At 60.0% G+C, this 17,731-nt stretch carries 17 protein-coding genes; 8 read left to right on the top strand and 9 right to left on the bottom strand.

Features of this window, described 5'->3' with window-relative positions:
• Positions 1-188 precede the first annotated feature (188 nt).
• The 3 genes from dapE to LOY43_RS05570 all read left to right on the top strand — a co-directional run bounded on the left by dapE (position 189) and on the right by LOY43_RS05570 (position 2,602).
• The gene (gene dapE / locus LOY43_RS05580) at positions 189-1,340 is read left to right on the top strand and encodes a succinyl-diaminopimelate desuccinylase (protein ID WP_095050390.1); all 1,152 of its coding nucleotides are present in this window, start codon (positions 189-191) and stop codon (positions 1,338-1,340) included.
• Positions 1,340-2,149: a putative RNA methyltransferase gene (locus LOY43_RS05575; RefSeq protein WP_095050389.1), complete on the top strand. Its 810-nt coding sequence runs from the start codon at positions 1,340-1,342 to the stop codon at positions 2,147-2,149. Before dapE ends, LOY43_RS05575 begins: the two co-directional genes overlap by 1 nt.
• Positions 2,150-2,224: 75 nt before the next feature.
• Positions 2,225-2,602, top strand: coding sequence for a hypothetical protein (locus LOY43_RS05570; RefSeq protein ID WP_258709317.1), 378 nt, complete (start codon positions 2,225-2,227; stop codon positions 2,600-2,602).
• Between the two features lie 200 nt (positions 2,603-2,802).
• Here the strand turns inward: LOY43_RS05570 and LOY43_RS05565 are convergent, their stop codons facing one another.
• Positions 2,803-3,012, bottom strand: coding sequence for a cold-shock protein (locus LOY43_RS05565; protein WP_007908870.1), 210 nt, complete (start codon positions 3,010-3,012; stop codon positions 2,803-2,805).
• Between the two features lie 237 nt (positions 3,013-3,249).
• On the opposite strand from LOY43_RS05565, the gene plsB reads away from it, so the two are divergent.
• The 3 genes from plsB to LOY43_RS05550 all read left to right on the top strand — a co-directional run bounded on the left by plsB (position 3,250) and on the right by LOY43_RS05550 (position 6,996).
• Positions 3,250-5,751, top strand: coding sequence for a glycerol-3-phosphate 1-O-acyltransferase PlsB (gene plsB / locus LOY43_RS05560; RefSeq protein WP_095050388.1), 2,502 nt, complete (start codon positions 3,250-3,252; stop codon positions 5,749-5,751).
• 116 nt (positions 5,752-5,867) lie between these two features.
• A complete protein-coding gene (locus LOY43_RS05555; protein WP_093436640.1) occupies positions 5,868-6,266 on the top strand; it encodes a YbaY family lipoprotein in 399 nt (132 codons plus the stop codon).
• Between the two features lie 40 nt (positions 6,267-6,306).
• Positions 6,307-6,996, top strand: coding sequence for a DUF4197 domain-containing protein (locus tag LOY43_RS05550; protein WP_007908873.1), 690 nt, complete (start codon positions 6,307-6,309; stop codon positions 6,994-6,996).
• A 60-nt stretch (positions 6,997-7,056) separates the two neighbouring features.
• Here LOY43_RS05550 and LOY43_RS05545 read toward each other — a convergent pair whose 3' ends face one another.
• The 3 genes from LOY43_RS05545 to LOY43_RS05535 form a co-directional block, all read right to left on the bottom strand.
• Positions 7,057-7,314, bottom strand: a complete 258-nt coding sequence (locus tag LOY43_RS05545) for a DUF6124 family protein (RefSeq protein ID WP_095050387.1) — start codon at positions 7,312-7,314, stop codon at positions 7,057-7,059.
• A gap of 984 nt (positions 7,315-8,298) precedes the next feature.
• A complete protein-coding gene (locus LOY43_RS05540) occupies positions 8,299-11,367 on the bottom strand; it encodes an efflux RND transporter permease subunit (RefSeq protein ID WP_258709316.1) in 3,069 nt (1,022 codons plus the stop codon).
• Between the two features lie 6 nt (positions 11,368-11,373).
• Positions 11,374-12,474, bottom strand: a complete 1,101-nt coding sequence (locus tag LOY43_RS05535; RefSeq protein WP_258709315.1) for an efflux RND transporter periplasmic adaptor subunit — start codon at positions 12,472-12,474, stop codon at positions 11,374-11,376.
• Positions 12,475-12,568: 94 nt separating this feature from the next.
• On the opposite strand from LOY43_RS05535, the gene LOY43_RS05530 reads away from it, so the two are divergent.
• On the top strand, positions 12,569-13,204 hold the full coding sequence (locus LOY43_RS05530; protein ID WP_007908881.1) for a TetR/AcrR family transcriptional regulator: 636 nt from the start codon (positions 12,569-12,571) through the stop codon (positions 13,202-13,204).
• Between the two features lie 132 nt (positions 13,205-13,336).
• Here the strand turns inward: LOY43_RS05530 and LOY43_RS05525 are convergent, their stop codons facing one another.
• Entirely contained in the window at positions 13,337-14,119 is a 783-nt protein-coding gene (locus tag LOY43_RS05525) for a class I SAM-dependent methyltransferase (protein ID WP_408980827.1), read from the bottom strand.
• 92 nt (positions 14,120-14,211) lie between these two features.
• On the opposite strand from LOY43_RS05525, the gene LOY43_RS05520 reads away from it, so the two are divergent.
• Positions 14,212-14,832: an energy transducer TonB gene (locus LOY43_RS05520; RefSeq protein ID WP_093436665.1), complete on the top strand. Its 621-nt coding sequence runs from the start codon at positions 14,212-14,214 to the stop codon at positions 14,830-14,832.
• A 3-nt stretch (positions 14,833-14,835) separates the two neighbouring features.
• Here the strand turns inward: LOY43_RS05520 and LOY43_RS05515 are convergent, their stop codons facing one another.
• The 4 genes from LOY43_RS05515 to LOY43_RS05500 are packed head-to-tail and all read right to left on the bottom strand — an operon-like array spanning position 14,836 to position 17,555.
• The gene (locus LOY43_RS05515; RefSeq protein WP_186622012.1) at positions 14,836-15,528 is read right to left on the bottom strand and encodes an extensin family protein; all 693 of its coding nucleotides are present in this window, start codon (positions 15,526-15,528) and stop codon (positions 14,836-14,838) included.
• A gap of 2 nt (positions 15,529-15,530) precedes the next feature.
• The gene (locus LOY43_RS05510; RefSeq protein WP_258709314.1) at positions 15,531-16,352 is read right to left on the bottom strand and encodes an oxaloacetate decarboxylase; all 822 of its coding nucleotides are present in this window, start codon (positions 16,350-16,352) and stop codon (positions 15,531-15,533) included.
• Positions 16,353-16,383: 31 nt separating this feature from the next.
• The gene (locus LOY43_RS05505) at positions 16,384-17,244 is read right to left on the bottom strand and encodes a DUF72 domain-containing protein (protein ID WP_258709313.1); all 861 of its coding nucleotides are present in this window, start codon (positions 17,242-17,244) and stop codon (positions 16,384-16,386) included.
• On the bottom strand, positions 17,244-17,555 hold the full coding sequence (locus tag LOY43_RS05500) for a hypothetical protein (protein ID WP_095050381.1): 312 nt from the start codon (positions 17,553-17,555) through the stop codon (positions 17,244-17,246). Before LOY43_RS05500 ends, LOY43_RS05505 begins: the two co-directional genes overlap by 1 nt.
• Positions 17,556-17,731 lie beyond the last annotated feature (176 nt).

The following is a 17,731-nucleotide window of genomic DNA, read 5'->3' as shown; positions in this document are numbered from 1 at the left end:
GTCAAACGGCGGCCTTCGGGCCGCCGTTTTGCTTTAGAATGACCGCCTTTTTCAATGCCAACAAACTCGGTAGGAGCTGCCGAAGGCTGCGATCTTTTGATCTTGCTGTTGATTTTAAAAAACAAAATCAAAAGATCGCAGCCTGCGGCAGCTCCTACAGGTTTACCGTGCGCACCCGGAGTTATTACATGACGGCCCACGCCGACCTTTCGCCGACCCTCCAACTCGCCATCGACCTGATCCGCCGTCCGTCTGTGACGCCGGTCGACGCCGATTGCCAGAAGCAGATGATGCAGCGCCTGGGCGATGCCGGTTTCAGCCTCGAGCCGATGCGCATCGAAGATGTGGATAACTTCTGGGCGACCCACGGCAACAACGACGGCCCGGTGCTGTGCTTCGCCGGCCACACCGACGTGGTGCCGACCGGCCCGGTCACGGCGTGGCAGATCGACCCGTTCAACGCGCTGATCGACGAACACGGCATGCTCTGCGGCCGTGGCGCGGCGGACATGAAAGGCAGCCTGGCGTCGATGACCGTCGCCGCCGAGCGCTTTGTCGCTGACTACCCGAACCACAAGGGCAAGGTCGCGTTCCTGATCACCAGCGACGAAGAAGGCCCGGCGCACCACGGCACCAAGGCTGTGGTCGAGCGTCTGGCAGCACGCAACGAGCGTCTGGACTGGTGCATCGTCGGCGAACCGTCGAGCACCACTTTGGTTGGCGACGTGGTGAAAAACGGCCGTCGCGGCTCGCTCGGTGCCAAGCTCACCGTCAAAGGCATTCAGGGTCACGTCGCCTATCCGCACCTGGCGAAGAATCCGATCCACCTCGCTGCTCCGGCGCTGGCCGAACTGGCCGCCGAGCACTGGGATCATGGCAACGATTTCTTCCCGCCGACCAGTTTCCAGATCTCCAACGTCAATTCCGGCACTGGCGCGACCAACGTGATTCCGGGGGATCTGGTGGCGGTGTTCAACTTCCGCTTCTCCACCGAATCGACCGTCGAAGGCCTGCAGAAACGCGTGGCCGATATTCTCGACAAGCACGATCTGGACTGGCACATCGACTGGGCACTGTCCGGCCTGCCGTTCCTCACCGAACCAGGCGCACTGCTCGACGCGGTGTCGGCGAGCATCAAGGACATCACCGGTCGCGAGACTAAAGCGTCCACCAGCGGCGGAACGTCCGACGGCCGTTTCATCGCGACCATGGGCACGCAAGTGGTTGAACTGGGCCCGGTCAACGCGACCATCCACCAGGTCAACGAACGCGTACTGGCAGCCGATCTCGACGTACTGACCGAGATCTACTACCAGACCCTGATCAAGTTGCTCGCCTGATGCTCGCTTGCCCCATCTGCAGTGAACCGCTGAATGCGGTGGACAACGGCGTGGTCTGCCCCGCCGGCCATCGCTTCGACCGTGCGCGCCAGGGTTACCTGAACCTGTTGCCGGTGCAGCACAAAAACAGCCGCGACCCTGGCGACAACCAGGCCATGGTCGAAGCACGCCGGGACTTCTTGAACGCAGGGCATTACGCGCCGGTGGCCAAGCGTCTGGCCGAGCTGGCGGCGAGTTATGCGCCAGATCGCTGGGTCGATATCGGTTGTGGCGAGGGTTACTACACCGCGCAGATCGCCGAGGCCTTGCCGAACGCTGACGGCTACGCACTGGACATTTCCCGCGAAGCGGTCAAACGTGCCTGCAAGCGTAATCCGGCGATCACTTGGTTGATCGCCAGCATGGCCCGCGTGCCGTTGGCGTCGGGCAGTTGCCAGTTTCTCGCCAGCGTTTTCAGTCCTCTGGACTGGGAAGAAGCCAAGCGGCTGCTCAGTGTCGGCGGCGGTCTGATGAAAGTCGGCCCGACCAGCGGCCACCTGATGGAGTTGCGCGAACGTCTTTATGACGAAGTGCGCGAATACACCGACGACAAGCATCTGGCCCTGGTGCCGGAAGGCATGACGCTGGCGCACAGTGAAACCCTGGAATTCAAGCTGACGCTGGAAAAGCCTGAGGATCGCGCCAACCTGTTGGCGATGACACCCCACGGCTGGCGCGCCAGTGCCGAGCGTCGTGCGGCGGTGATCGAACAGGCTGAGCCGTTCGTGACCACCGTGTCGATGCGCTACGATTATTTCGTTCTTCAATAACTTTTGGTCTCGGGCGAGTGCCCGGGGCTGGCTAAATCCGCGAATGGATTTTTCAGACCCGCAGTGAGGACATCCATGCGCCAACCGGACATCGAGATTTACCTGAAAGACGCCGACGTCGACCACAAGGCCATTTCGGCCTGGCTGGGCGAAGCGTTGGGCCCGTGCAGTGACTGGGTACAGAAAGGCCAGACCTACAAATGCAAGGCCGGCAACGTGCCGGTGACCTGGCTGCCGAAAGCCGTGGGCAAGTGGAACAGCCTGTACCTCGAAAGCGACCAGACCCCATGGGACGACGACATCGCCTGCGCCCGCGCCGCGTTTGCTGCGCTGAACGTCGAAGTGCGTTGCGCGCCGGGGACGTGGGTTGAAGAAGAAGGTGAGGAAACGGCGGACCGCTGGATGCGCATCAGCGAAGACGGTGAAGAAGAAATCACCTGGAAAACCGCTTAAAAGCAAAAGATCGTCCGATCGCGGCCCGAGCCTTCGGCAGCTCCTAAAGGGCTATGTGTACAGCTGTAGGAGCTGCCGAAGGCTGCGATCTTTGATCGTTCCCACGCTCCGCGTGGGAATGCAGTCCGGGACGCTCTGCGTCCCAAAGCGAACGCGGAGCGTCCGTTGAGGCATTCCCACGCAGAGCGTGGGAACGATCATTACAGGCCTACAACATCCTCAGCCTGCAACCCCTTCTCGCCAGTAATCACTGCGTATTCAACCTGCTGGCCTTCAGTCAGCGACCGATGCCCTTCGCCGCGAATCGCGCGGTAGTGCACGAACACGTCCACCCCGTCTTCGCGCTGGATAAAGCCGTAGCCCTTGGCGTCGTTGAACCACTTCACGTTGCCGGTTTCGCGTGTTGCCATCTGTTCATACTCCTTTTTTATTATTGGACAGGCTTTTCGCAGGAAAGCCTTTGCGGAACGTCAGCCTGCGTCCGACGTCCATAAAAGGCCCCCGGCGACAGACCGCCGAGTATATGACAGGTGCGGAAAGTCTCAACAGGAGATTACTTCGCCGCTTTTTTGCCGATTTTCGGTGAATACGGCAAACTGTCGCCCTCCCGAGCAACCGCTCGGTTTATCCACTCACGCAGAAGCCGTATGACCCGTTCCCCGTTCCGCCGTCTAGTGTTTGGCACCTTGCGCCGACTGTTGTACCTCTGGGTTCGCTCGGAGACGATCAACCAGTCGTCGCTCACCCTCAACCTCGACCGCAGTCGTCCGGTGTTCTACGTCCTGCAAAACCCTTCGCTGACCGATCTGGCCGTGGTCGATACCGAGTGCACCAAGGCCGGCCTGCCGCGTCCGGTGCTGCCGGTGTCGGTGGGTTCGCTGATCGAACCGGCGGCGTTTTTCTACCTGACGCCGGATCCGGACTGGCTCGGTCGCCAGGACAAGCGCGGCGCACCGCCGACCCTGACTCGCCTTGTCAGCGCACTGACGCAGAACGCTGCTGAAGACGCGCAGATCATTCCGGTCAGCGTGTTCTGGGGCCAGTCGCCGGACAGCGAAAACAGTCCTTGGAAATTGTTGTTCGCCGACAGCTGGGCGGTCACCGGGCGTTTACGTCGGCTGCTGAGCATCATCGTCCTCGGGCGCAAAACCCGCGTGCAGTTCTCCGCACCGATTCACCTGCGCGAGCTGATCGAGCACAACAAGGGCCACGAACGCACCGTGCGCATGGCCCAGCGCATCCTGCGCGTACACTTCCGTAACCTGAAAGCAGCGGTCATCGGCCCGGACATTTCGCACCGTCGCAACCTGGTCAAAGGCCTGCTCAACCAGCCATTGGTCAAGCAAGCAATCCTCGACGAAGCCGAGCGCGAAAACATCTCCGCGGAAAAAGCCAAGGCCCAGGCCTTGCGCTACGGCAACGAGATTGCCTCGGACTACACCTACACGGCGATCCGCTTCCTTGAAGTGGTGTTGAGCTGGTTCTGGAACAAGATCTACGACGGCATCAAGGTCAACCACATCGAAGGCGTGCAAAAGGTCGCCCAGGGTCACGAAGTGATCTACGTGCCGTGCCACCGCAGCCACATCGACTACCTGCTGCTCTCGTATTTGCTGTTCCGCAACGGCCTGACCCCGCCGCACATCGCCGCCGGGATCAATCTGAACATGCCGGTGATCGGCAGCCTGCTGCGCCGTGGCGGTGCGTTCTTCATGCGTCGCACGTTCAAGGGCAATCCGCTGTACACCTCGGTGTTCAACGAATATCTGCACACGCTGTTCACCAAAGGCTTCCCGGTCGAGTACTTCGTCGAGGGCGGCCGCTCGCGCACCGGGCGCATGCTGCAACCAAAAACCGGCATGCTCGCGATCACCATGCGCAGCTTCCTGCGTTCGTCGCGCATGCCGATCGTGTTTGTGCCGGTGTACATCGGCTATGAGCGCGTGCTGGAGGGTCGCACCTACCTCGGCGAATTGCGTGGCGCGAGCAAGAAGAAAGAATCGATCTTCGACATTTTCAAAGTCATCGGCGCGCTCAAGCAGCGTTTCGGTCAGGTCGCCGTCAACTTCGGTGAGCCGATCAAACTCGCAGAATTCCTCGACGCCGAGCAACCGGACTGGCGCCAGCAGGAACTCGGCCCGCAGTACAAACCAGCGTGGCTCAACGAAACCACCAATCGCCTCGGCGAAAAAGTCGCGCAGCATTTGAACGAAGCGGCGGCGATCAACCCGGTCAACCTGGTGGCGCTGGCGCTGCTGTCGACCACACGTCTGGCGCTGGACGATCGCGCCATGGCGCGAGTACTGGATCTGTACCTGGCGCTGCTGCGCAAAGTCCCGTATTCGCCGCACACCACGCTGCCGGAAGGCGACGGCCGTGCGCTGATCGAGCATGTGAAAGACATGGACCTGCTCGCCGAGCAGAACGATGCCTTGGGCAAAATTCTCTATCTGGACGAGCAGAATGCCGTCCTGATGACTTACTACCGCAACAACGTGCTGCACATCTTCGCGTTGCCTGCACTGCTGGCGAGCTTCTTCCAGAGCGCTTCGCGCATGAGCCGCGAACAGATCCTGCGCTACACCCGCGCGCTGTATCCGTACCTGCAATCGGAGCTGTTCATTCGCTGGACGCTGGACGAACTGGACGGTGTGGTCGATCAGTGGCTGGAAGCGTTCGTCGAACAAGGCCTGTTGCGTTTCGAGAAAGACGTCTATCTGCGTCCGGCGCCAAGTTCGCGGCATTTCGTGCTGCTGACGCTACTGTCGAAGAGCATCGCCCAGACCTTGCAGCGTTTCTACATGACCGTGTCCTTGCTGCTCAACAGCGGCCAGAACAGCATCAGCGCCGAAGAGCTGGAAGATCTCTGCACGGTCATGGCCCAGCGCCTGTCGATCCTCCACGGCCTCAACGCCCCGGAGTTCTTCGACAAGAGCCTGTTCCGTCACTTCATCCAGACAATGCTCGACCTCGACGTGCTGCGCCGCGACGAGGCCGGCAAACTGAGTTATCACGAACTGCTTGGCGAGCTCGCCGAAGGTGCAGCCAAACGCGTATTGCCGGCGGAAATTCGCTTGTCGATTCGCCAGGTCGCGCTGCATCGCAGTGAGGATGCTGCCGATCAGGTCGTCGCCCAACCCGAGACCTGATGCAAACCTGGTGGGAGTGAGCTTGCTCGCGAAGACGGAGTGTCAGACAACTGAAATGTTGAATGCTAAACCGCTTTCGCGAGCAGGCTCGCTCCTACAATTGAATGGAGAACACCATGAAAAAACTGACTCTGCTCGCCGCCGCTACACTGCTCAGCGCCTGCCAGTCGACCACACCTGCCGGCAAGGTAGGCCTCGACGGTGAAGTGTTCTACCTGCAGCGCATCGCCCTGCCTCCGAGCGCGACCCTCAGCGTCAGCCTGCAAGACGTTTCGTTGGCCGATGCGCCAGCCGTAGTACTGGACGAGCAAAAAGGTCCGGTCAAAGGCCAGGTGCCACTGCCCTTCCACTTGAGCTACGATCCAGCGCAGATCAAACCTGGCCACCGTTACTCGGTCAGCGCGCGCATTGAAGTCAACGGTGAGTTGATGTTCATCACCACCGAAAACCACGCCGTGCAACTCGACGGCAACGACCCGCAGCCGCTGAAAATCCGCGTCGACGCCGTTCGTTAATTCATTTTCCGCAACCCTTTTCCGCAACAAGGAAGCCGCCATGCTCCGCCCTACCCTTCGCTTCGCCGGCCTGTGCGCAGGCCTGATGATCTCCGCCAGCGCGCTGGCCCTGTCGCTCAGTGACCTGTCGCAAAAAGACGCCACCGGCGGTCTCAAGGATGCCCTGACCCAAGGCGCGCAAATCGCCGTCAAGCAACTGGGTACACCCGGCGGCTTCAGCAACAACCCCGACGTGAAGATCGAGCTGCCGGGCAAACTCGGCAAGGCCGCGAGCAAGATGAAAGCCTTCGGCATGGGCGCTCAGGTTGAAGAACTGGAAACCGCGATGAACAAAGCGGCGGAAAGCGCTGTAACTCAAGCCCAGCCCATCCTCGTCGACGCCGTGAAGAAAATGAGCGTGGCAGACGCCAAAGGCATCCTCAGCGGCGGCAAGGACTCGGCCACGCAATACCTCGACAAATCCAGCCGCGAACAGATCCGCGCCAAGTTCCTGCCGATCGTCAAACAGGCGACCGACAAGGTTGGCGTAGCACAGAAGTACAACTCGTTCGCTGGTCAGGCTGCTGCGTTTGGCGTTGTCGATGCGAAGAGCGCCAACGTTGAAAACTACGTGACCGAGCAAGCGCTGAATGGCTTGTTCGAGATGATCGGCAAACAGGAAGAAACCATCCGCCAGAACCCGGCCGCTGCGGCGACCAGTCTGGCGAAGAAGGTGTTCGGCACGTTGTAATGTGCTGAACGACAAAAAGCCCGCTGACCTTTACCGGTTCAGCGGGCTTTTTTGTGGGCGTCAGTTTTGCGGATCGACTTGATCGAGGACGCGATTCACCGACAGCTCAGCGAGGGAAATCATCTGCTGAATACCCAGAAGCTGACTACACGTCGGGCCATTCAGGGTGAACGCCAGTTCGCTGGCCATGATGTTGGCTGACGCCAGGGTTTCACAGGCGTGAGCGAGTAATGTTTCGGAATCGACTTCGGGAAGGACGGTGAAAATTGTGCTGGGATGGCTGACGGCTTTGGGGGGATTTGGTGTGGGTTTGAACATGGCGAAATCTCCTGAAGTAGTGGAGCCGCCACCGTTCGCTGCGAAACGAAAGTTAGGTGGCAGCTGTACGCAGGTTCGCAGACCGGGACTTCAGGCACCCGGCATACCCGAAGGTATCCCGCGCACAACCGCCATGACACAGGCATAAAAAAGCGCCCGCTTTCGGATGGTGGACGCTGTGCGTCTGAAGTTTAACCGGGCTGCGAAACCCGGTCGCTGATTTTTGCAGCGACAGACCTAGCCTAGAGATCGCGCTTCCGACGGACAACCTGAAAACCTTGTGGGAAGGTTCTGTGTTTTCGCAACACGGTTAAACAATTTTGCCTGTCCGATCGTCATCGCCAGCAGGCTGGCTCCCACAGGTTGGAAGGAGTCCATGCAGAGAGAAATTGGACAGCTGGCGGGCCGTCATCGCGAGCAGGCTCACTCCTACAGTTGGATCGTGAGCAATCCGCTGGAGATCGGTCGGCTGTCAGGCCGCCATCGCTGGCAAGCCAGCTCCCACAATTGGATTGGGTGTATGCAGGTAGAGATTGGGCGGCTGTCAGGGCGTCATCGCGAGCAGGCTCACTCCCACAGAAGAGCAAGAGCAGACCGCTTCTGCTCCTCACCACTCAACAGGATGAGCGTTAGCTCGGCTGCAGCTTTTGATCTTGATCTGAAGGCCCGTCGGCAGGCTGAGTGGAGGGATTGATCCGGGGGTGGGAGCGCAGCGACCGTTCGACGAAGTCGAACACATCGAGAGGAGGTGCAGCGAAGCAAACCGTAGGCGATGCCCCCGGATCGATCCCGGAGCGAAGGAACCCCGAGCCCCAGCGAGCGGGCCGAACGTCAGGGCAAAGCCTTTTGGGTTACCTTTTCGGCGTTTGGAAAAGGTGACTCGCCGTAAGGGCGAAACCGCCAGCGGCAGCACCCACAAAAACGGATATTCACCCAAAACCCCAAGCACATGGTCGGCCCGAAGGCCGCCAAGTCACAAAAAAATCAAGCCTCCCTACGCACCCGGAACCAAGCCGCATACAACGCCGGCAAAAACAACAACGTCAGCGCAGTCGCAACAATCAACCCACCCATGATCGCCACCGCCATCGGCCCAAAAAACACACTACGTGACAACGGAATCATCGCCAGCACCGCCGCCAAAGCCGTCAACACAATCGGACGAAAGCGTCGAACCGTAGCCTCGATAATCGCCTGCCAAGGCTTAAGCCCCGAGGCAATATCCTGCTCGATCTGATCCACCAGAATCACCGAATTACGCATGATCATCCCGGACAACGCAATCGTCCCCAACATCGCCACAAACCCGAACGGCTGACGGAACACCATCAAAAACAGCGTCACCCCGATCAACCCCAGCGGCGCCGTCAAAAACACCATCACCGTGCGCGAAAAACTGCGTAACTGCACCATCAGCAAGGTCAGCACCACCACGATGAACATCGGCACCCCGGCATTCACCGACTTCTGCCCACGCTCGGAATCCTCCACCGTACCGCCGACATCCAACAGATAACCATCGGGCAACTCGGCGCGAATCGAATCCAGCGTCGGCATGATCTGCTTCACCAACGTCGCCGGCTGCTCCTTGCCATAAATATCCGCGCGCACGGTCACGTTCGGCAGGCGATTACGATGCCAGATAATCCCCTCCTCAAAGCCGTATTCCAGCGTGGCAATCTGCGACAACGCCACACTGCGGCCGTTGTCCGTCGGCACCGCCAGACTCGGCAACAAGGACAATTCAGTGCGCTCATGCACCGTGCCGCGCAGCAGAATCTCGATCAATTCGTTGTCTTCGCGATACTGACTGACACTCGACCCGGTCAACGAACTCTGCAGGAATTTCGCCAGATTGGCCGTGCTTACACCCAATGCTCGCGCGCGATCCTGATCGATGTTCAGGTACACGACCTTGCTCGGTTCTTCCCAATCCAGATGCACATTGACCACATGCGGATTCTCGCGAACCTTGGCCGCGACCTTGCGCGCTAACGCCCGGACTTCTTCGATATGTTCACCGGTGACGCGGAACTGCACCGGATAGCCAACCGGAGGACCGTTCTCCAGACGCGTAACCCGCGAACGCAGGGCCGGGAATTGCTCGTTAAGCGTCTCGATCAACCAACTGCGCAGCGCTTCACGCTCCTCAATGGTTTTCGCCAACACCACAAACTGCGCAAAACTGGCCGCCGGCAACTGTTGATCCAAAGGCAGATAAAAACGCGGCGATCCGGTGCCGACATACGCCACATAATTATCAATACCGGCGTGACCCTTGAGCATCGCCTCCAGACGTTTGACCTCGCCAGTGGTATTGGCCAACGACGCGCCTTCAGCCAGTTTCAGATCAACCATCAACTCCAGTCGATTCGAGGCCGGGAAAAACTGCTGCGGGACGAAACGGAACAACATCACAGAGGCGATAAACAGCCCCACCGTCAGCACGATCACGGTCTTGCGGTGCGACACGCACCACTCCACCAAGCGCCGAACGCGCTGATAGAACGGCGTGCCATACGGGTCAGCCTGACCATCGGCGGTACCGTGTTTGGCCGCATGGATTTTCGCCAGATCAGGCAGGAGTTTTTCCCCCAGATACGGTACGAACATCACCGCCGCGACCCAAGACGCGAGCAAGGCGATGGTCACCACCTGGAAGATCGAACGTGTGTATTCGCCAGTGCCGGATTGCGCCGTGGCAATCGGCAGAAACCCGGCGGCGGTGATCAAAGTACCGGTGAGCATAGGGAACGCGGTGCTGGTCCAGGCATAGCTCGCCGCGCGGATACGGTCAAAGCCCTGCTCCATTTTGATCGCCATCATTTCCACGGCGATGATCGCGTCATCCACCAGCAAGCCCAACGCCAGCACCAACGCGCCAAGGGAGATCTTGTGCAGGCCGATGCCGAGGTAATACATGCAGGCGAAGGTCATCGCCAACACCAGCGGAATGGTCAGCGCCACGACCATGCCGGTGCGCACGCCGAGGGAGAAGAAGCTCACCAGCAAGACAATCGCCAGTGCCTCGACCAGCACCTGGACGAACTCGCCGACCCCGGTTTTCACCGCCGCCGGCTGATCGGAAACCTTACGCAATTGCATGCCGGCCGGGAGGTTTTTCTGGATGCGCGAGAACTCGCCTTCCAGCGCCTTGCCGAGCACCAGAATGTCGCCGCCATCCTTCATCGCCACCGCGAGACCAATCGCATCTTCGCCCATGAAGCGCATACGCGGCGCCGGTGGATCGTTGAAACCGCGACGCACGTCGGCGACATCGGAGATGCGGAACGTACGATCGCCGACGCGGATCGGGAAGTTTTTTATCTCATCGACCGTCTGAAAATTCCCCGAGACCCGCAGTTGCAGACGCTCGCTACCGGTTTCAAAGAACCCGGCGGTGGACACCGCGTTCTGCTCTTGCAGCGCTTGTTGCACCGCCGACAGCGGCAAGCCAAGGGTCGCCAGCTTGACGTTGGACAGCTCGACCCAGATTTTCTCGTCCTGCAAACCGAGCAGGTCGACCTTGCCGACATCCTTGACCCGTTGCAGCTGGATCTGGATGCGATCGGCGTAATCCTTGAGCACCGCGTAATCGAAACCGTCCCCGGTCAGCGCATAGATATTGCCGAACGTGGTGCCGAACTCATCGTTGAAAAACGGCCCCTGAATATCCGGCGGCAAGGTCTGGCGAATATCACTGACCTTCTTGCGCACCTGATACCAGAGGTCGGGGATTTGCTTGGAATGCATCGAGTCGCGGGCAATGAACGTGACCTGCGATTCGCCGGGGCGCGAGAACGACACGATGCGCTCGTACTCGCCGGTTTCCATCAGTTTCTTTTCAATACGCTCGGTGACCTGCCGCGAGACTTCCTGCGCGGTCGCCCCCGGCCAACGGGTTTGAATCACCATGGCTTTGAACGTGAACGGCGGGTCTTCACTCTGGCCGAGTTTGGTGTAGGACAACGCACCGACGATGGCCAGCAAAAGCATCAGGAACAGTACGATCTGGCGATTACGCAGCGCCCATTCAGAAAGGTTGAAGCGCATCGGGACTTACTCCTTGTTCGCCAGATTGACGACGCGATTGGAGCGATCCACCGGACGCACCTGCTGCCCTTCGAGCAACACATGCACGCCAGCAGCCACCACCCAGTCACTGGCGTTCAAGCCTTCGAGCACCGGCACGGTTTTCTCGCCGAACGGGCCGATGCGCACCGGGGTTTTCTTCAAGGTGTTATTGGCGCTGACGACCCAGACGTAGGTCGCGCCGTTTTCGGCGGTGAGTGCCGAGAGCGGCACCGAGAGGGAAACGCTGTCGGCCGATTGCACGAACACTCGGGCGCTCTGGCCCAGTTCGGCCGGGACTTTGCCGCTCACGAAAGAAATGCGCGCAGCGAAAGTGCGCGAGCGTGGATCGGCGGCGGGCGACAGTTCGCGGATTTGCCCGGCGAAGCGCTGGTTCTGTTGCGTCCACAGTTCGACGGTCACAGGCTGACCGACCTTGAAGCGCCCGAAGCTCTGCTCCGGCAGGCTGATCAGTACTTCGCGCTCGCCATCAGTGGCAAGGGTAAACACCGTTTGCCCGGCGGCAACCACCTGCCCAACCTCGACCGAACGCTTGGCCACCACGCCATCCCGCGGCGCACGCAACACGGCGTAACTGGCCTGATTGGTCGAAACGTTGAATTCAGCTTTGATTTGTTTGAGACGGGCCTCACCGGAGCGGTAAAGGTTTTCGGCGTTGTCGTAGGCCGAGCGGCTGACCATCTGCCGATCCATCAGGGTCTTGTAGCGATCACGTTCGGCGCGGACCAGATTGAGATTGGCTTCGGCGGCAGCCACCTGGGCGCGAGTGGCTTCCAGTTGCAGGCGCACGTCCTGCGGATCGAGTTCGGCGAGTGGCTGATCAGCCTTCACGCGCTGACCTTCATCGACCAGTCGTCGGCTGACTTTGCCGCCAATGCGGAATGCCAGATCCGGTTCATAACGGGCGCGCACCTCGCCCGGATAACTTTCCATCGCCTGTGCCGAAGGCTCTGGCTGCACCACCATGGCTGGTCGCACGGCGACTTGCGTCGCCTCTTCCTGACCGCATGCTGACAAAAGGAACGCCAGACTCACTGGCAACGCGAGGGACAACGCATGGCGGAACATGGTGACGGACCTTTCGCTAATGGTGCTTGGAATAATTATACTGGCGGGTATGTTATTAATAGCAAACTCACCAGTCCAGTATTAAAAGCGAAGAATGTCGAACAATCTTTCAGCTCCAAACGGCCCGGGCCGCCCCAAGGATCTGGCCAAGCGCCAAGCGATCCTCGACGCGGCGAAAATTCTGTTTCTGAGTCATGGCTACGCCAACACCAGCATGGACGCGGTCGCCAGCGAGGCCGGCGTGTCGAAGCTGACGGTCTACAGCCATTTCAACGACAAGGAGACGCTGTTCTCCGCTGCCGTGGTGGCCAAATGCGAGGAACAATTACCGCCGCTGTTCTTCGAATTGCCCGAAGGCATCGCCGTGGAAAATGTGTTGCTGAACATTGCGCGAGGCTTTCATCACCTGATCAACAGCGATGAATCGGTGAATCTGCACCGTTTGATCATGGCGCTCGGCAGTCAGGATCCGAAGCTGTCGCTGATCTTCTTCGAGGCGGGTCCGCAGCGCATGGTGCAGGGCATGGAACGGCTGTTGACGCGCATCCACGAGACCGGCGCGCTGAGCATTGATCTGCCGCGCAATGCTGCTGAGCATTTCTTTTGCCTGATCAAGGGTGCGGGGAATTTTCGGCTGTTGTATGGCTGTGGGGAGCCGTTGACTGAAGAGGCAGCGGAAAGCCATGTGCAGGAAGTGGTGGGGTTGTTTATGCGGGCGTACAAAGCCTGATTTCTGCGGTGTCGGCACTGACGCCATCGCTGGCAAGCCAGCTCCCACAGGGTTTGGTGGTGTGTACACGATTTGTGATCACACCCAAATCCTTGTGGGAGCTGGCTTGCCAGCGATGAGCGCGACTCGGTATCAAGCCTTGAGCGCTTTCTTCGGATAAATGTCATAGCGGCTCGATTTGCCATCCAGCGCATGACTCGGCTTCGGCCCCGCAATGCACGGCGCCTTGCGCGGTCGCTTGACCACCACCCGGTGCGTCGCCAGTGCCAACGCGGCTTCGAGCAACGCCGGCGCATCTGGATCATCGCCCACCAGCGGCCGGAACAGACGCATCTCCTTTTTCACCAGCGCGGTCTTCTCTCGGTGCGGAAACATCGGGTCGAGGTAGATCACCTGCGGCGCCTCACCCTCCCAGTTCTGCATGACCTCGATGGAGTTGCCCTTGAGCAATTTCATCCGCGCCACAATCGGCGCCACGTCGAAATCTTCCGCCGCGCGCGCCAGACCATCCTCCAGCAAGGCGCCGATCAGCGGCTGGCGCTCGATCAGGCTCATCTCGCAACCGAGGCTCGCCAGCACAAACGCATCCTTGCCCAACCCTGCCGTGGCATCCAGCACGCGCGGGCGCACGCCTTGGGCGATGCCGACAGCCTTGGCGATCATCTGCCCGCTGCCGCCGCCGTATAGCCGACGATGCGCAGCGCCGCCCTCAACAAAGTCGACCCGCACCGGCCCCGGTGCGTCCGGGCCGAGCTGTTGCAGTTGCAAACCCTGCTCGCCGACCTGCAAGGCGAACTCGCCGTCCGGCACGTCACGCGGCAGACCAAGGCGTTCGGCCCACTGCTCGGCTTGCGCTTCAAACGTCGGGCCGAGGGCCTGGACATGGATGCGGCAGGCCGCGGGTTGCTCGATCATGGAAAACACGCTCAAAAATTCAAGGATCGGCAAATACCGCCGATAATTCATTCAACGCGCATTTTGCCAGAGCTGAGCGTCAACCGAAAAAAATGTCAGGCATTCTTCCCACATCGATTGGCTACATCTCGCCCCATGGCGACTTTAGCCGTCACAACACTCAAGCACTGAGCGGCGTCAGTCACCTGTGGCAGGATTTCTTTGCCCAAGCGATGGCCGAACAGACGAGTGAAGTGGTGCCTGCCTGCGGTACATTTCCGCCGGTTGACCTGAGCAGCCCGGAAGAACCGACCATCGGCAGCGAGCTGCACGCGCACATCGTCAGCCAGCGCGAGTGCGATGTGGTGGAAACCGAAGTGCGCCCCCCAGAGCCGCTGTTCCTGCCAATCGCTGAATTCGAAATGGAACTGCTGGACAAGCCGTTCCCGCCATTCCCGCCAGAAGAACTGCAAGCTCAGCAGGCGCAGCAGGATTTCGACAGCAGTTGGGTTCGCCCGGTGGTGATCAACAATGGTCAGCCCGTTCCAGAGCCTGGCCCGGCCCCGCAGAAGAAGCCGCTTTACCTGCCGATTGCCGAGTTCGATCTGGATCTGCTGCAGAAGCCTTACCCGCCGTTCCCGCCGGAAGAAATCGTCGAGCAACAGAAAGCACTGGACTTTGATAACGGTTGGGCGCGCCCGATCGTTCTGCAGAACCTGCGCCTCGCCGCCTGACCCTCAGCGACACACGCTCCAGCGTCCGACATCGACATGAAAGTGATTGCGGTGGGCGGTGTTGTAATCCGGCCCCAAGACAACACTGAACGCCTCGCAGGCGCCATCGCGCACCTGACGCAGAAACTGCGCGTCCTGATTTTGCTTCGGCCAGTCCTTGAGCACGCTGATGCTGCGACCATCGGCCAGACGAAAACCGGCAATATCCAGCGCATCGGCACTGGCGTGGCGACTGAGCGCGCCGCTTTCGCGGTTGTAGACATTGCGACAGGCGAAGCTGCCGAGGTGATCAATCCGCGCGACCTTTTGCCCGTAAACGGATTGTGCAGCAGGTCGCAGCGTGTGCTGTTCAAACATCGCGTAGGCCACCGCCAGCGGACAACTGGCGAGGAAACTGCTGCTCAACGCCACCTCACCGCCCTGTACGCGCAAGGCACCGATCAGCGGGCACTTGGCGTCGGGACTGTCGGCTTGCCGCGTGACCCGCAGATCAGAGCTGTTCAACGCCTGGGCACAGAGTTCAGGATCACTGCGCAAACGCATCAGCTTGTAGCCGGTCAGCCAGTTGGGCGCGGCTTTTACATCCAGTGGCGCCCATGGATTCCATGACGGCGGCACGTCCAGCCAACCGCGCCACACACTGATCAACGCGCCGCCAGTGATCAGCAACACGGTCAGTGCGATCCACCGCCCCATGCTCAGCCTTTGAAGAATTGATTGGCTTTGGCGTACGGCATCGACTGCGAGGTAAACCCGAAAGTGCCGGATTGCTGGATTTCTTCAGCGGCACGGAAGAATTCGCCGAACGCCGCCAACGCCAGTGCCGAACCGGTACTGATGCGCCGCACGCCCATTTCTTGCAGCTCCTGCACGGTCAGTTTCAAACCGCCGGACATCAGCACATTGACCGGTTTTGGCGCCACTGCACGCACCACTGCCAGCACTTCTTCGGCGTTGCGCAAACCTGGCGCATACAACACGTCGGCCCCTGCCTCGGCGAAGGCCTGCAGGCGGCGAATGGTGTCGTTGAGATCGGGATGACCGTGCAGGTAGTTTTCCGCCCGCGCGGTGAGGATGAAGGGAAAGGGTAGCGTGCGCACCGCAGCGACAGCGGCTTCGATGCGCGCCACAGCGTGTTCGAAGCAATAGATTGGCGCATCCGCGCGGCCCGTGGCGTCTTCGATCGAACCACCAACAGCGCCGGCCTCGGCAGCACGCAGCAGACTCTTGGCGCATTCAGCCGGGTCATCGGCGAAACCGTTTTCCAGATCCACCGCTACCGGCAAATCGGTGGCGGCGACAATCGCGCGGACATTGGCCAAGGTCTCATCAAGGCTTAACACGCCGTCGGCCTTGCCTTGGGAAAACGCATAACCGGCACTGGTGGTCGCCAAGGCCTGATAGCCGAGACTGGCGAGCATTTTTGCCGACCCCGCATCCCATGGATTGGGAATCACGAAACCCCCCGATTGTTCATGCAGGGCTTTGAAGGCGTGGGCTTTACGGGCTTGGGCATCCATCGGCAGGCTCCTGGGCAGAAAAAAATCCGCTTCAGAGCAGGCCAAGTTGCTCCGCGGCGGGTTCTCTGTATAGCGCAGGCAGCGCTGGCAGGCCAGGCAAACGTTGCATCAGTTGTGCGTGAAAACGTTGCGCCAGCTTCGCCGCCAGCAGGTTATCGGCGGTGTGCAGGAAGATGTAAGGCGTGCGGCCCTCTTCGATCCACTCGGCGATTTTCGCCACCCACGGCACTAGGAACGGGTCGTTGGCTTCCAGTTCCGGATGGCCAATGAAGCGCACTTGCGGGAACTGGGTGAACGCCGCCGGGCGCGTCGGCACGCGTGGCTTTTTCGATTGCGCGTGGATTACCGAAGATTCAGTCGACAGGCAACTGAACAGCGCACGCGGGTCGAGGCAGATGCGCTCAACGCCACGATCCAGCAGCAGGCGATTGAGCAGACGTTCACTCTCGCCCTTGGCGAAGAACTGTTCATGGCGCACTTCCACCGCCAACGGGCAATCTAGCGCATCAATAAACCCCGCCAGTTCCGGCAGTCGATGCGGCGTGAAGCTTTTCGACAATTGCAGCCACATCGGCGAGACGCGCTCACCGAGGGGTTTGAGTAATTGCAGAAATGTTTCGGCGGCGGTCAGTTGCTCGCGCAGGTCACCGCTATGGCTGATGTCGCCGGGGAATTTGGCGGTGAAGCGAAAGTGCTCGGGCATGACCTCGGCCCAACGCTGCACCGTGGCGGGCGACGGGCTGGCGTAGAAGGTCGTGTTGCCTTCAACGGCGTTGAACACTTGGGAATAGAGACCGAGGAAATCGGAGGTTTTGGCGTCTACCGGGTACAGATACTCGCGCCAGGCGTTTTCGCTCCAGGACGGACAACCGAGGTAGTAAGGCAGATCCATCAGATATACAGATCGAGGCCCAGCACGTCTGCATCCCAATCGACAAAACCGGCGGTGCTCAGGTAGCTGGCGAGGGCCATCGCTACGCTTTTGCTCATGGCGCGGTGGTAAATCATGTCTTGTTGGCGGGCGGGCAGATTGCTCAGGCGTTGCGCGGCGGCTTTGGCGGCAGCACGGGCAGCCAGTTGCTCTTCAGTCGGAAATTCCAGCTCACCGTCGATGTCATCGACGGACTCATCCACGATCACATGGCCTTTGCGAGGCTTGCGCTTGATGGGGTAGGACTGAGAGGAAAGGCCGTCTATACGCATAATTTCATGCTCGGTATCAATGATGGCAATTTAGCGGCACTTGACCGACTTAGCAAACTGCCGAGTGATAACTAGAACACATAAAGCGCAAAAGGTTTAAAGCGAGGGGTTAGAAACTGACGATTGGCTTCAGAAGATCAAAAGATCGCAGCCTTCGGCAGCTCCTACATTTGGAA

The sequence above is a fragment of the Pseudomonas sp. B21-041 genome, from assembly GCF_024748675.1.
In the GTDB taxonomy this organism is placed as follows: Bacteria; Pseudomonadota; Gammaproteobacteria; order Pseudomonadales; family Pseudomonadaceae; genus Aquipseudomonas; species Aquipseudomonas neuropathica.
This window is presented reverse-complemented; position numbering and strand designations above follow the sequence as displayed.